15 protein-coding genes and 1 other annotated feature are annotated in these 13,453 nt (G+C 30.4%); of the genes, 5 read left to right on the forward strand and 10 right to left on the reverse strand.

Annotated features, from left to right (window positions below; translation table 11 throughout):
* Positions 1-238: 238 nt before the first annotated feature.
* Positions 239-452 (forward strand) — a binding site (T-box leader).
* Positions 453-497: 45 nt separating this feature from the next.
* From RWQ73_RS02010 to RWQ73_RS02030, 5 genes are all read left to right on the forward strand, one after another.
* Positions 498-1,517: a methionine ABC transporter ATP-binding protein gene (locus tag RWQ73_RS02010; RefSeq protein ID WP_314406465.1), complete on the forward strand. Its 1,020-nt coding sequence runs from the start codon at positions 498-500 to the stop codon at positions 1,515-1,517.
* Complete coding sequence (locus RWQ73_RS02015) at positions 1,507-2,187, forward strand: methionine ABC transporter permease (protein WP_314406466.1); 681 nt, start codon at positions 1,507-1,509, stop codon at positions 2,185-2,187. Before RWQ73_RS02010 ends, RWQ73_RS02015 begins: the two co-directional genes overlap by 11 nt.
* 20 nt (positions 2,188-2,207) lie before the next feature.
* Entirely contained in the window at positions 2,208-3,032 is an 825-nt protein-coding gene (locus tag RWQ73_RS02020; RefSeq protein WP_314406467.1) for a MetQ/NlpA family ABC transporter substrate-binding protein, read from the forward strand.
* 21 nt (positions 3,033-3,053) lie between these two features.
* Complete coding sequence (locus RWQ73_RS02025) at positions 3,054-4,235, forward strand: aminotransferase class I/II-fold pyridoxal phosphate-dependent enzyme (protein WP_314406468.1); 1,182 nt, start codon at positions 3,054-3,056, stop codon at positions 4,233-4,235.
* A 102-nt stretch (positions 4,236-4,337) separates the two neighbouring features.
* Positions 4,338-5,549, forward strand: a complete 1,212-nt coding sequence (locus RWQ73_RS02030) for an OFA family MFS transporter (RefSeq protein WP_314406469.1) — start codon at positions 4,338-4,340, stop codon at positions 5,547-5,549.
* Positions 5,550-5,594: 45 nt separating this feature from the next.
* On the opposite strand, the gene RWQ73_RS02035 is transcribed toward RWQ73_RS02030, so the two are convergent.
* The 10 genes from RWQ73_RS02035 to pnp form a co-directional block, all read right to left on the reverse strand.
* Positions 5,595-6,062, reverse strand: a complete 468-nt coding sequence (locus RWQ73_RS02035; protein WP_314406470.1) for a LysM peptidoglycan-binding domain-containing protein — start codon at positions 6,060-6,062, stop codon at positions 5,595-5,597.
* A gap of 16 nt (positions 6,063-6,078) precedes the next feature.
* Positions 6,079-6,255, reverse strand: a complete 177-nt coding sequence (locus tag RWQ73_RS02040; protein ID WP_314085307.1) for a DUF6501 family protein — start codon at positions 6,253-6,255, stop codon at positions 6,079-6,081.
* A 47-nt stretch (positions 6,256-6,302) separates the two neighbouring features.
* Positions 6,303-7,757: a sodium/pantothenate symporter gene (gene panF, locus RWQ73_RS02045; RefSeq protein WP_314406471.1), complete on the reverse strand. Its 1,455-nt coding sequence runs from the start codon at positions 7,755-7,757 to the stop codon at positions 6,303-6,305.
* On the reverse strand, positions 7,757-8,002 hold the full coding sequence (locus RWQ73_RS02050; protein WP_314406472.1) for a DUF997 family protein: 246 nt from the start codon (positions 8,000-8,002) through the stop codon (positions 7,757-7,759). Before RWQ73_RS02050 ends, panF begins: the two co-directional genes overlap by 1 nt.
* Entirely contained in the window at positions 7,983-8,597 is a 615-nt protein-coding gene (locus RWQ73_RS02055) for a phosphatase PAP2 family protein (RefSeq protein WP_314406473.1), read from the reverse strand. The genes RWQ73_RS02050 and RWQ73_RS02055 overlap by 20 nt, the downstream gene beginning before the upstream one ends.
* Position 8,598: 1 nt before the next feature.
* Positions 8,599-9,681, reverse strand: a complete 1,083-nt coding sequence (locus RWQ73_RS02060; RefSeq protein ID WP_314406474.1) for an undecaprenyldiphospho-muramoylpentapeptide beta-N-acetylglucosaminyltransferase — start codon at positions 9,679-9,681, stop codon at positions 8,599-8,601.
* A gap of 2 nt (positions 9,682-9,683) precedes the next feature.
* Positions 9,684-10,175: a pantetheine-phosphate adenylyltransferase gene (coaD, locus tag RWQ73_RS02065; protein WP_314406475.1), complete on the reverse strand. Its 492-nt coding sequence runs from the start codon at positions 10,173-10,175 to the stop codon at positions 9,684-9,686.
* A 1-nt stretch (position 10,176) separates the two neighbouring features.
* Positions 10,177-10,731, reverse strand: a complete 555-nt coding sequence (gene rsmD, locus RWQ73_RS02070; protein WP_314406476.1) for a 16S rRNA (guanine(966)-N(2))-methyltransferase RsmD — start codon at positions 10,729-10,731, stop codon at positions 10,177-10,179.
* Positions 10,732-10,963: 232 nt separating this feature from the next.
* Positions 10,964-11,230 (reverse strand): DUF2129 domain-containing protein, encoded by a 267-nt coding sequence (locus tag RWQ73_RS02075; protein ID WP_314085294.1) that lies wholly within the window; start codon positions 11,228-11,230, stop codon positions 10,964-10,966.
* A gap of 9 nt (positions 11,231-11,239) precedes the next feature.
* Entirely contained in the window at positions 11,240-13,327 is a 2,088-nt protein-coding gene (gene pnp / locus RWQ73_RS02080) for a polyribonucleotide nucleotidyltransferase (RefSeq protein ID WP_314406478.1), read from the reverse strand.
* Positions 13,328-13,453: the final 126 nt, after the last annotated feature.

Here is a 13,453-nt window from a genome sequence, read left to right on the forward strand (position 1 = left end):
CATTACATTATATCATAAAAGATTTAATGCAACAAACTTTTAATGATTCTTATATTCTAAAAGAAACATGATATTATTAAAATAGTCATATAAACTTATTCTATATGTTAATAATCTTGTCATTAAAGTTTTCTGTATCGAATCTGTATTTCTTCATTAATTTCAAATTTTTATTTTAAATTTTCGTTTTTTATGTTGCATTGTCAGAATATTTATGATAGAATAGTTTCATTAATAATTAAATGCATTGATGAGTAGAATTTTATACTTAACTTATAGAGAGTTCCCGTTTGGTGAAAGGGAATAGTTTAAGGTAAAAGAAATGGACTCGGAGCATATAGTTTTTACTACGGTTTTGCCCGTTATAGCAAAAGTTATATTTGTAACTTATTAAGGTACAATAAGTGATTATTGTACAAATAAAGGTGGTAACACGGTAAGGCGTCCTTTAGCAAAAGCTAAAGTGCGCCTTTTTATTATTATGAAAGGAGAAATATATGATTAATCTTAACAATGTAAGTAAAACTTTTTATCAAAAAGGTAAAGAAATTCAAGCACTTAAACCTACTAATCTCCATGTGAAAGCTGGGGAAATATTTGGAATTATTGGTTACTCAGGAGCCGGAAAAAGCACCTTACTTAGATGTCTAAACTTATTAGAAACGCCAACAGATGGTGAAGTAATAGTTGATAATCAAGTTGTTAATAAGCTTAATAGAAAAGAATTACGTACTTATAGACAAAAAATCGGAATGATTTTCCAACAATTCAACCTACTTAGTTCAAAAACTGTAGGAGAGAATATTGCATTCAATCTAAAAGCCGGTGAAGTACCGCCTAAAGATATTCCAAAAAGAATTGATGAACTATTAGAACTTGTTGGACTTTCTGATAAAAAGAATGTTTATCCAAATCAACTTTCTGGTGGACAAAAACAACGTGTTGGTATTGCTAAAGCATTAGCTAATAATCCTAAACTATTACTTTGTGATGAAGCAACTAGTGCGCTAGATCCTGTTACAACTAAGCAAATTTTATCTCTATTAAAAGAAATTAATCGCAAACTTGGAATTACTATTATTCTAGTTACTCATGAAATGGAAGTAATAAAACAAATTTGTGATAATGTAGCAGTTATGGAAAATGGTGAAATTATTGAATTGAATTCCGTTTATGAGATTTTCTCAAATCCAAAAACAAAATTAATGCAAGAATTTATAGCCAATTTACACAATGATGAGGATTTTGAAGAACATCTTGCTGAACATTATAATAATGAGACTGTAATAAGGGTTATCTTTAAAGGAGAGGCAACCAAAGAACCGTTAATTCAGACTTTAGCAAATAAATATAATGTTACTACTAATATTCTTGCTGGCCGAATTGAATACATTCAAAATAAACAATTAGGAAGTTTAACTTTTTCAGTAGTTGGTGAACCTGATAACACAGAAAAATTTGTAAATCACTTAATTGATCAAGTTAATGATGTGGAGGTGAATGTATATGGAAAATAATCTAAGTTTAGTAGAACAATGGAAAACTCTACAACCTGAATTAATTAAATCATTTGGAGATTCATTATACATGATAAGTGTTTCTATAATTATCACTGTAATCGTTGGATTATTTTTAGGTATTGTATTATTTTTAACAAGTAATAGACTCTTATTCAAAAATGTATTTATTTACAAAACTGTAGATTTTCTAGTTAATACAATTCGTTCTATTCCATTTATTATTCTTTTGGTATTCTTAATACCATTTACCCTATTTTTATTAGGAAAATCAACTGGTCCTACTGGAGCAATCGTACCACTTACAGTTGCTGCTATTCCTTTATTCACAAGACTAGTTGATACTTCTCTAAATGAAATAGACTACGGAGTTATTGAATCGGCAGTTGCTTCTGGTGCTTCTCTGAAATTAATAGTTAAAGAAGTATTAATACCCGAGGCAATGTTCGGTATCATCCAATCAATTACACTAACACTAATCAATCTAATTGCATTCTCTGCAATGGCTGGTGTTGTTGGTGGTGGTGGAATCGGTGACCTTGCTATCAGATATGGTTATTATCGTTTCGATAACTTTATAATGTGGATTACAGTAATTCTTTTAATTATCTTAGTCCAAATTACACAATATATAGGAAATACAATTTCAAAAAAATTCAAAAAAAATTAATTTAAAGGAGATTTATATTTATGAACAAACTAAAAAAAATATTAACAATTGTCTTTACAGCATTTTTAGCTATTACATTAGCTGCTTGTGGTGCTACAAGCTCAAACAATAATAGTGGAGAGAAAAAAGAAGTAAAAATTGGTGCTACATCTGGACCATATGCTGATATGGTAAATAAAGGACTTAAACCACTTCTTGAGAAAAAAGGTTACACTGTTAAAGTTACTGAATTCTCTGATTACATCCAACCTAACAAAGCGTTAAATAGCGGTGAATTAGATGCAAACTTATTCCAACACAAAATCTACATGAAAAAATTTGCTGAACAAAATGGAATGGATTTAACAGCTCTTGCTCCAGTTCCAACTGCTCCAATGGGATTATACTCTGATAAAGTTAAAGACCTTAAAGATTTACCTGAAGGTGCGGAAGTAACTCTTCCAAACGACCCTTCTAATGCTGCTCGTGCCTATGCTTTATTAGCTGCTGCTGATTTAATCAAAATTAAACCTAATACTGATGTACTAAAAATCACAAAAAATGATGTAGTAGAAAATCCTAAAAAACTTAAATTCACAGAATTAGAAGCTGGTCAACTTGCTAGATCATTAAGTAGTACTACTCTTGCAGCAGTTCCTGGTAACTTTGCTCTTGCAGCTAAATTTGATTTAACAAAAGCATTAATCTTAGAAAAAATGAACGAAAACAACCGTAACAATGTAGTTGTAACTACAGCAAATAAAGACAAACAATTCGCTAAAGATTTAGTAGAAATCGTTCAATCTAAGGAATTTGATGAAATCATCAACAAAGACTTCAAAGGATTTGATAAACCTGGAAAATAATCAATAAGGAAGTGATTAATTATGAAAATTGAATTATCAAATACAATTAAAAATATTCCTGAAAATGTATTCTACCCTATTTTCAAATTAATCTCTGAGGAAAGTTCAAATGGTAATCCATTATTAAATGCGGGTATCGGAGTTCCAGACTCTGATACCCCTGAACTTTTACTTAAAGAATTAGAAGTAGCTATTAGAAAGCCTGAGAATATGAGATATGGATCATTTGATGGAAAAGTAACGTTATTGAATGAAATTTCACAGTGGCTTAAAGAAAACTATAATATAGACGCAGATCCTAAAGAAGAAATTGCTTTAGTATTTGGGACAAAATCTGGATTATCTAGTATTCCTTCAGTACTATTGAATCCAAATGATACAGTATTATTACCCGTACCGAGCTACCCCGACTATATTCAAGGAATAGCCTTAGCTCAGGCTAAATATGAAGAAATCGAATTAAAACAAGAGAATAATTATTTAGTTGATTACTCTAATATTCCTGAAAAAGTGGTTAAAGATGCTAAGCTTATATTCCTTAACTATCCATCTAATCCTATTGGTGCTGTCGCAACAAAAGAATTCTATGAAGGAACGGTTAATTGGGCAAAAGAAAATAATATAATAGTGCTTCAAGATCATGCATATTCTGACTTCTATTATAAAGAAGGCTGCTCTCCTGCATTTATGCAAACTAAAGGAGCAAAAGAAGTAGGAATTGAATTTTTCTCATTTTCTAAGAATTTTTCAATTTCGGGTCTAAGAATCGGTTTTGCAGTAGGTAATAAAGAAATAATTCGTGGTCTAAAGGAATATAATACAATATTCCATGCAAATATTTACGGTGCCGTTCAAGATGTAGTAATTACAGCATTAAAAAATCACAAACATTTAACTAGTCATATAAAAGAAACATATTCTAAAAGAATAGATAAAATTACTACTAAACTTGATGAACTAGGATATTCCTATTTTAAACCTGAAGGAGGAATTTTCATTTGGTTAAAAGTAAAACCTGGATTTAAAAGCCAAAGTTTCTTTGAACTTTTATTAAAAAAATATAGAATAGTAACAATGCCGGGGCATGTTTTTGGTAAAGGTGGAGAAGAATATATTAGATTAAGTTTGAGTCTTTCAGATGAACAAATTGACATATTAATAAAAAAATTAGAAGTACTAAATAATGATTTGAATAATAATTAATAATATTACATTTCATTAAAAATTCGACTAATCTATTGATTAGCCGAATTTTTAATGTTAACATATGAGTTTACATAAATATTTTTTTGAAAGGATGATTAAATGAAAAATAATACAAGATGGACTGTCTTATTCGCCTCAATGGCAATTTTGTTATGTGCAGGATCACTATATTCTTTTAGTGTTTTTGCAAAACCTCTGAGCATTTCAAAAGGATGGAGTATGCCTGATGTTATGCTTGCATTTACTATTAACGCAGCAATTGCTCCAATACCTACAATTCTTGGAGGATTTATCACAGACAAAGGAAAAGCAAATATTTCTATAATCTTAGGTGGAATATTATTTGCAACTGGATTTATACTTACAGGTTTTGCTTCTTCAAAAGGAATGCTTTACTTTAGCTACGGAGTGCTTTCTGGTGTTGGTCAAGCATTTGCTTATTCTGGATGTATAAGTAATGCTCTTAGATTTTTCCCAGATAAAAGAGGATTAGCTGCCGGTCTAATAACAGGTGCTATGGGAGGAGCTAGTGTAATAGCTGCTCCAATAGCTCATAGTCTTATAGCTAATTTTGGAGTGCATAAAGCGTTTATATATTTAGGAACAGCATATCTAATAATTATTATAATTGCTTTTTTCTTCATAAGAGTTGCACCTGCAAATTATCAACCAGAAGGATGGGTTCAACCTATTGCTGAAATTAAGCAAGAAGCTGTAAACAAAAATTGGAAACAAATGTTAAGAAGTCTTTCATTTTACTTTATAATATCAATGTTTGCAATTGGTGCATTTTCAGGGCTGATGGTTGCATCTAATGCTTCTGTAATTAGTCAATCAATGTTCGGATTAACGGCATCTGTTGCTGCAACATTCGTTAGTATTTATGCATTATCGAATTGTTTTGGACGTATTGTTTGGGGAATTGTATCAGATAAAATAGGTCATGAAAAAACTCTTATTGCTATTTACTCTGTAATTGCTATTTCTTTACTAATTTTAGTTAATATAAGAACTACTCTTGGACTAACAGTTGGACTTGTTCTTCTTGGTTTGTGTTTCGGGGGAACAATGGGAGTATTTGCACCATTAGTAATGAAAACATTTGGCCCTATTAACCAAGGTGTGAACTATGGAATTGTATTTATAGGATTCTCAACTGCTGCATTTTTTGCTCCAAAATACGCTGCAGGCATTGCAGCAAAACACAACGGTGACTTTACGGATGCATTTTATGTAGCAATTGCAATAGTAATTGTTGGATTAGTTATTAGTATAATTTATTCAATTTTTTCAAAACGTAAAGCATTTTAAATAAAAAGAAATCATCTCAAAACTTAATGAGATGATTTCTTTTTATTAAATTTTTGGTATTTGAAGTTTTTGTCCAGCTGCTATATTATTATTACTAATATTATTAGCCTCTTTTATTTTTTCAACACCACTTTGAGAATTGGCTTCTCCATAAGCAATTGATGCAATTGTAAATAATGAATCACCAGACTTAACAATATAGTCTTGACCCGCTACAGGTGTAACACTCACAACACCCTCAGTTTCAGTTTTTTCTGATTTGTTGTTTGTCTTCTCTTTCTTAGTAGTATTTTCATCAGTTACTTTTGTTTCATTAGCTTTCGGGATATTATTATTACTCTCCGCTTTTGTCTCTTCTGGAACTTTAGCTGCTTGTTCTGTAGTTTGGACTACTTTATCTTTTGACTTACCACCAAGTGAATTCCCTAAAGTAGTTACTCCTATAAGAATTAATGGGGCTAGTATTATAAATAATACAACTAAGACTGTATTCTTTATAGTATTTTTTTTCATTTTTTTGCCTCTAAAATTATTTTACTTCTTCAAAGTATTCGTGATAATAACCACCAACTTTTCCACTGTTATCCACTACGAAGATATATTCTTCAGTTTCATTAACAACCTCATATTCCTTTCCTACTGTAAGCATATTACTAACAGTGAATTTTTCAGCATCTGTGTGTTTTACTATAACTTTTTTTGACATTTTTTGTTCCTCCTTACTCTTTACATGTTTATTTTATTACAATATAACTATTTTTTCAAATGTTTTTTATTCATTATATAAGAAACTATTACAAAAACAATAAATGAAATTGATAGAGAAATTACAACAGGTTCTATAAACTTAATTACATATACTGTTTTAATAAGTATATAACTTATTAAACCTAATAATATTGAACTGATTGCTCCATATTTCTCTGCTTTTTTCCAATATAACCCTAATAATATTGGCCATAAGAATGTTGCCTCTAATCCACCAAAAGCAAATAAGTTAACATTAACTATTAAACTAGGTGGTCTCATACTTAAAAGCATAATTAATACTATTACCAAGATATTTACACCATATACAAATATTGGAACTTTTCTTCCTGTAATTTTTTCTTTAACTACTTTGCTATTAAATAGTAAATCTTTTATTAATGCCGATGAAATTAGTAAAAATTGAGCATTAACTGTTGTTATTATAGCAGCCATTGGAGCAGCTAAGACTAAAGCCGCTAAATACCACGGCAGTACTTTCAATGTGATTATAGGTATTACAGAATCATAGTCTGTAATATCAGGAAATACTCCTCTAGCCATAACCCCTATCAAATGTACTCCGAACATAACTATAAATATTACTATAGTTCCAACAATTATGGATTGTTTTAAACTTCTCTTATTTTTATACAACATTGAGTTAATAGCAATCTGAGGAATACCTATTACCCCAACTCCAACTAGAACCCAAAATGAACTAACATAACTTGGTGTTAAACTTCCATTTGCTCCAAACGGCGTTAATATTTTCTCATTGATATTGATTAAATTGGCTGTTATTTGATCAATACCACCACCATAATTTATAATAGCATAAAGTAAAATTATAGTAGAAAAAATCATTATTAAGCCTTGAATCATATCTGTTATTAAAATATTTTTTAATCCTCCGAACACAACACAAAAAATTATTATTATTGAAATAAGAAATATTCCTGTTTTATATTCAATTCCCATAAATGCTTTTAATAATTTTGCTCCTCCAACCCACTGAGCACTCATAGCAGCAATTAAGAAGACTATCATAGCCAGAGTAGATAGATAAGCAACTAATTTCGATTGGTATCTTGTTCTTAAGTAATCACTAATTGTTATTGCGTTTATTTTTTGTGCAGCACTTTTAAATTTTTTCGCTAAAACAAGTAATACAAAATACCCAGTAATTACTTGAATTACCGCTAGGAGTACCCAACCATAACCTAATTTATAGGCAACTCCTGGCCCTCCTAAAAATGTAGAAGCCGAACCATATGTAGACATTAATGTAATCGCAAGTACTATTCCACTAACATTTCTATCTGCTAAATAGTATTTTTCAAAAAATCCTCCATGATTTTCTGTTCTACTTAAACGATTTGTAATCAATGGTAATAAAATAATCGCTAAGAAAATTGCTACAAATAACAATAATATTTTATAGTCTAACGTATTTGCCATTATTTTTCCTCCTCTTTTATTTCATCGTTAAGTAAAAGATTCGTACATACTATTACTAATATAATTATAATAATACTTACTGCTACCGAGCTATAGAAAAACCACTCAGGTAATCCTAAAATATACTTATATGATTTAACATTATTTACATCAAATTTTACATAAGCAAAATAATACCATAATGTAAAGTGAATTATTGCTATAAAAATGGCAATTATCCCTTCTTTATTTTTCAATTTGTTCATATTTTTTTCCTAATAACCTCATTATAATAATATAGATATTTGAATAGTATACTTTCATAAAGTCTACTATAATACTTCCAAGTAATAGCCCTGCTGTTACATCACTTAGAAAATGTGCTCCTAAAACCATTCTCGAAATTGGTACTGCAATAATTGCAAAGGTTGCTAGAACTGTTAATATTTCCTTTTTATTTATTACAAAAATTAATGCTAAGAAAAATAATGCAACAAAAGTAGAATGACCACTAGGAAAACTATATCCATCATGAATTTCCGGTAATGGTCTAACCCTTTGTATACTGTATTTTAATACTGTTAAAAAGAAACCTCCAAGACCTGCGCTAAAGAAAATAAATACAGCTTTCTTAACTTCTTTAATCCATACTAAAAATGCTGACAATAATATCATTATTAATAGCAATAATTTATCATTAAAAACAAGTGAAACTACTTTGGCTATTTGAGCTAATAGCTTTATTTCAATTAAATCAGCTAACACTCTATCAAAGTCATTGTTTGGAAACTTTATTGCAACAATAGCTAGTGCAACAAAAACTAATATTTTTAAATAAGTAAATACACTTAATCGTCTCATACTAGTTTACACCTCCAATTTTCTCAAGAATCTTATTATAAAAATCATTTACATCGTTTATGACGCGTTTCTCTTCTTTATAAATTTTCATTGAATTTTTGTAAGTATCTATGCTATCATAAAACTCATTAATTTGTGCAACTAACAGTGTTGGTAACTCTTCTTCTGTAACAACTTTTGCAAAACCATTTTTTTCGAAAAATCTAGCATTTTCAATTTGATCTCCCCTACTTTGATTAGTTCCTAATGGTACTAAAATAGGTGGTAAGTCCAATGCTAAAAATTCATATAGAGAATTTGCTCCAGCTCTTGAAAACGCAAAGTCTGTAATTTTTAATATATCAAATAACTCTTTAGATAAAAATTCGAATTGCTTATATCCTTCTTTTTCTATATTATTATTTAATAGCCCTTTACCTACAAGATGAACAATTTGATATTTAGAAGTAAGTTCGTCAATATTATTCCAAATAAAGTCATTTAATATTTTTGAACCTAATGACCCTCCCATAACAAGTATAACGGGTTTGTCATTATTAAAACTAGTCAATTCAAAGGCCTTTTGACTTTCTCCGGTATAAATATCATCACGAACTATCGCTCCTATTAAACTAGCTTTTCCTTTTGGAAGATACTTTTGAGTATCCTCGAAAGTTGTAAAGATATGATTACAAAATCTAATATTAATTTTATTTGCCAATCCTGGTGTCAAATCTGATTCATGTAATAAAACTGGTATTTTAAGTAGCTTCGCTGCCACGCATACTGGCACACTAACAAATCCACCTTTTGAAAAAACAAAATTCGGCTTCTCTTTTTTTAATATGATTAATGAGTCGATAATTCCTTTTAAAACCTTAAATGGATCAATAAAATTTTCCCAAGAAAAGTATCTTCGTAACTTCCCAGAGCTAATCTTATGATACTTTACATCTGAAAGTTTACCTATCATATCTTTTTCTATACCAGTTTTGCTACCAATATAAGAAATTTCATATCCATTTTTTTTGAATTCTGGAATAAGCGCAACATTCACTGAAACATGACCTGCCGAACCTCCTCCAGTAAATAGGACTTTTTTCACTTTTATCCTCTCTCTTTCATCTTTTTTTCTAAGCGCTGTTCCACACTCTTTGGAACAAATTTAGATAAGTCAGCACCAAAACCAGATACACCTTTTACAATACTAGAACTAATAAACGAGTACTGCTTATTTGCCATCATATAAAAAGTTTCAATATTTTCATCCAGTGCCTTATTCATAAACGTTAATTGCATCTCATACTCAAAATCAGATACGGCTCTCAATCCTCTTACTATAACATTTGATCCGACTTTTTTTGCATAATTCACTAATAAACCTGAAAATGAGTCGACTTTAACATTTGAAATGTCCTCAATTGTTTCGTTAATCATCTCCACTCTTTCTTCAAGTGAAAATAAATATTTTTTGTCAGGATTAACTAGAATAGCTACTATTACTTCATCAAATAACTCAGCACTTCTTTTAATAATATCAATGTGCCCATAAGTAATAGGATCAAAGCTACCCGGTACAATCGCTATTTTTCTTTTCATTTTATTTCTCCATATATTCAAAAATTACTATGTCTGTTATTCCATACTGCTTTTCTTTTATAACCTCAATATTCTTATTTTGAAAAGTAATTTCTTCAGTATTACTTTTCTCACAAATAATCAAAGTTCCTTCATTACACAACTGGTTATCAATAATATTCTTTATTGCATCATCTATTAATCCTTTATCATACGGAGGATCTAAGAAGATAATATCGAATTTTTCTTCCTTTTTACCAAAGATTTTCAATGCACGCTTAAAATCATTTCTATACAGTGAATAATTTGATGTATCTATTCTGCATTTTTCTATATTACTTTTAATAACTTTTATTGCATTATTACTACCATCTATAAAAGTAGCATGGTTTGCTCCACGGCTTAAGGCTTCTATGCCTAAGCCTCCAGTTCCTCCAAAAAGATCCAGCACTTTACAATCATAGCAATCTATCATATTAAATAAGTTTTCTTTAATCTTATCCGTTGTAGGTCTTGTATTCATCCCTTCAACTGCATTTAATTTTATAGATCTATATTTTCCTGCTATAACTCTCATTTATCCTCGCCACCAAGTATCATTATTTTAAATACTTCTTTAAAATAAGGGAGTGACCCAAAAATCGTGATTTCGTAGAAACAAGATTTTGTCGAGTCACCCCCGCAAAGTTTATTAGATATCTAAAAAGCTTTTATGAGGCGAATTTAGATATCTATAAACCACTACGTCTATGAATTATCATATACACTTTTTTTAAATTTAGGACTTTGGTGTAAGTCCCTTATTTCTATTATTGCTTAGTTTGTAGACTTGAATCTAAATGTTCAAAACTTAAATGTAAGTCTGACATTCCAGATAACTCTATTTTTTTTACAAATTTCTTTTTCTTAAGATCTGCAACAATACTATCTATTCTGTTTTCATCAACATAGATACACGCATATCGTCCTCTTTTAGAATAAGAAATAAAGTTCCCATATTTTTCTAATTTATTTAAATCTTTAAAACTTTTAAAATAGACATATATTCCACGTCTTTCTTTTTCAAATAACTCCATAAATTTCTCCTAGAAATGAGCTGCTGCGTCTACTCGACCTTTCTCATCTATTTTAATTACTTTGACTTTCAGAGTATCTCCCACTTTTACTACATCTTCTACTTTATTGACTCTTTCTTCTGCTAATTTAGAAATATGAACTAAAGCATCGACACCTGGGAATAACTCAACGAATGCACCGAATTTTTCAATACGCTTAACTTCAGCAAGATAAATTTCGCCAACTTCAGCTTCACGTGTAATATTCTCGATGATTTCAATTGCTTTATTAATTCCTTCAATTTCAGGTGAAGAGATAAAGACATCTCCATTTTGTTCAATATCAATTTTAACACCTGTTTTTTCAATGATTTCATTGATAACTTTACCACCTGAACCGATAACATCTTTAATTTTTTCAGGCTTAATTTTAATAATTTTAATTTTTGGTGCAAATGTCGAAACTTCTTTACGAGGTTCAGCAATTACACTGTTCATGTGATCTAAAATTTGTAATCTACCAACACGTGCTTGTTCTAGAGATTCTTTTAAGATTTGTTCACTTAAACCATCAATTTTGATATCCATTTGAAGTGCAGTAATACCTTCAGCAGTACCTGCTACTTTAAAGTCCATATCTCCAAGGTGGTCTTCCATACCTTGAATATCAGTTAAAATAGTGTAGTGCTCATCTTTTTTAACTAATCCCATAGCAATACCTGCTACTTGAGCCTTAATAGGAACTCCTGCTGCCATAAGAGCCATAGATCCAGAACAGATTGTAGCTTGTGAACTTGAACCGTTAGATTCTAAAATTTCTGATACAATACGGATAGTATATGGAAAATCTTCTTTAGATGGAATTACCTGTGCTAATGCACGCTCACCTAAGGCTCCGTGACCAATTTCACGACGACCAGGTGCACGACTGAATCCTACTTCACCAACTGAGAAAGCAGGGAAGTTATAGTGTAACATAAATCTCTTGTTTTCTTCTTGTGTTAAATCATCAATAATTTGCTCATCTGATAAGTTACCTAATGTTACAACACCTAGTGATTGTGTTTGTCCACGAGTAAATAGTGCAGAACCGTGTGTTCTTGGAAGCACATCTACTCTTGAAGCTAATGGTCTAATTTCTGTTAATGCACGGCCATCTGGTCTAACTTTATCTTCAGTGATTTCGCGACGAACTTCATCTTTTACAATTTTGTCTAATGATAATTTTGCTTCTTTAACTATATCAATTTCATCTTCAGCTGTAACACGTTCTTCAAAGACTTCAAGAACTTTTTCTTTGACTGCCGAAATAGCTTCATCACGCTCTTGTTTATCTTTAATAGCAATTGCTTCTTTCATTTGAGCTAATGCCATTGAAAGAACTTCATTATAGATAGTTTCATCAATCACTTTTAACTCAACAGCCATTTTTTCTTGTCCAATTTCATCAACAATTTGTTGTTGGAATGCAATTAGACGTTTAATTTCCTCATGACCAAACATGATAGCATTTAACATAATTTCCTCAGAAACTTCTTTTGCACCTGCTTCAACCATGTTAATCGCATCAATCGTTCCTGCTACTTTTAGGTCAACTGTAGAACGTTCCATTTGTTCAACTGTTGGATTAATCACATATTCTCCATCAACATATCCAACTGTAACCCCTGCGATTGGACCTTTAAATGGGATATTTGATACAGATAATGATAATGAGCTTCCTAGCATTGCTGCCATTACAGGATCACAATCATACTCAACCGATAATACAGTTGAAATAACTTGTACTTCATTTCTAAAACCATCTTCAAATAACGGTCTAATTGGTCTATCAATAAGGCGTGCTGCTAATGTTGCTTCAGTTCCAGGACGCCCTTCTCTACGTAAGAATCCTCCAGGTATTTTTCCTACAGCATACATTTTTTCTTCATAGTTAACTGTTAGTGGGAAAAAATCAACATCTTTTGCTTCTTTAGAGGCAACTGCTGTTGTTAATACAACAGTATCCCCATACTTTACTACTACTGCTGCATTAGCTTGGCGAGCCATTTCCCCTAGCTCTACTGTTAATGTTTTTCCAGCCCACTGCGTTGTATAAACTTTTTTATCTTGAAACATGTTTATTTCCTTTCAATATTTTCTTAAACTTTATATAAATCGACTACTTTATTATATCATGAATGCTAGTATTTACAAAGAAAAAAACGAAAACATAGTAGAAATAACTGTGATTTCTCTATATTT

Origin of the sequence: uncultured Gemella sp., assembly GCF_963525875.1 — a bacterium.
In the GTDB taxonomy this organism is placed as follows: Bacteria; Bacillota; Bacilli; order Staphylococcales; family Gemellaceae; genus Gemella.

Bases quoted from the DNA above. Each gene is read 5' to 3' on its own strand.
- RWQ73_RS02010 (WP_314406465.1), top strand. From the start codon at position 498: ATGATTAATCTTAACAATGTAAGTAAAACTTTTTATCAAAAAGGTAAA.
- RWQ73_RS02015 (WP_314406466.1), top strand. From the start codon at position 1,507: ATGGAAAATAATCTAAGTTTAGTAGAACAATGGAAAACTCTACAACCT.
- RWQ73_RS02020 (WP_314406467.1), top strand. From the start codon at position 2,208: ATGAACAAACTAAAAAAAATATTAACAATTGTCTTTACAGCATTTTTA.
- RWQ73_RS02025 (WP_314406468.1), top strand. From the start codon at position 3,054: ATGAAAATTGAATTATCAAATACAATTAAAAATATTCCTGAAAATGTA.
- RWQ73_RS02030 (WP_314406469.1), top strand. From the start codon at position 4,338: ATGAAAAATAATACAAGATGGACTGTCTTATTCGCCTCAATGGCAATT.
- RWQ73_RS02035 (WP_314406470.1), bottom strand. From the start codon at position 6,062: ATGAAAAAAAATACTATAAAGAATACAGTCTTAGTTGTATTATTTATA.
- RWQ73_RS02040 (WP_314085307.1), bottom strand. From the start codon at position 6,255: ATGTCAAAAAAAGTTATAGTAAAACACACAGATGCTGAAAAATTCACT.
- panF (WP_314406471.1), bottom strand. From the start codon at position 7,757: ATGGCAAATACGTTAGACTATAAAATATTATTGTTATTTGTAGCAATT.
- RWQ73_RS02050 (WP_314406472.1), bottom strand. From the start codon at position 8,002: ATGAACAAATTGAAAAATAAAGAAGGGATAATTGCCATTTTTATAGCA.
- RWQ73_RS02055 (WP_314406473.1), bottom strand. From the start codon at position 8,597: ATGAGACGATTAAGTGTATTTACTTATTTAAAAATATTAGTTTTTGTT.
- coaD (WP_314406475.1), bottom strand. From the start codon at position 10,175: ATGAAAAGAAAAATAGCGATTGTACCGGGTAGCTTTGATCCTATTACT.
- rsmD (WP_314406476.1), bottom strand. From the start codon at position 10,731: ATGAGAGTTATAGCAGGAAAATATAGATCTATAAAATTAAATGCAGTT.
- RWQ73_RS02075 (WP_314085294.1), bottom strand. From the start codon at position 11,230: ATGGAGTTATTTGAAAAAGAAAGACGTGGAATATATGTCTATTTTAAA.
- pnp (WP_314406478.1), bottom strand. From the start codon at position 13,327: ATGTTTCAAGATAAAAAAGTTTATACAACGCAGTGGGCTGGAAAAACA.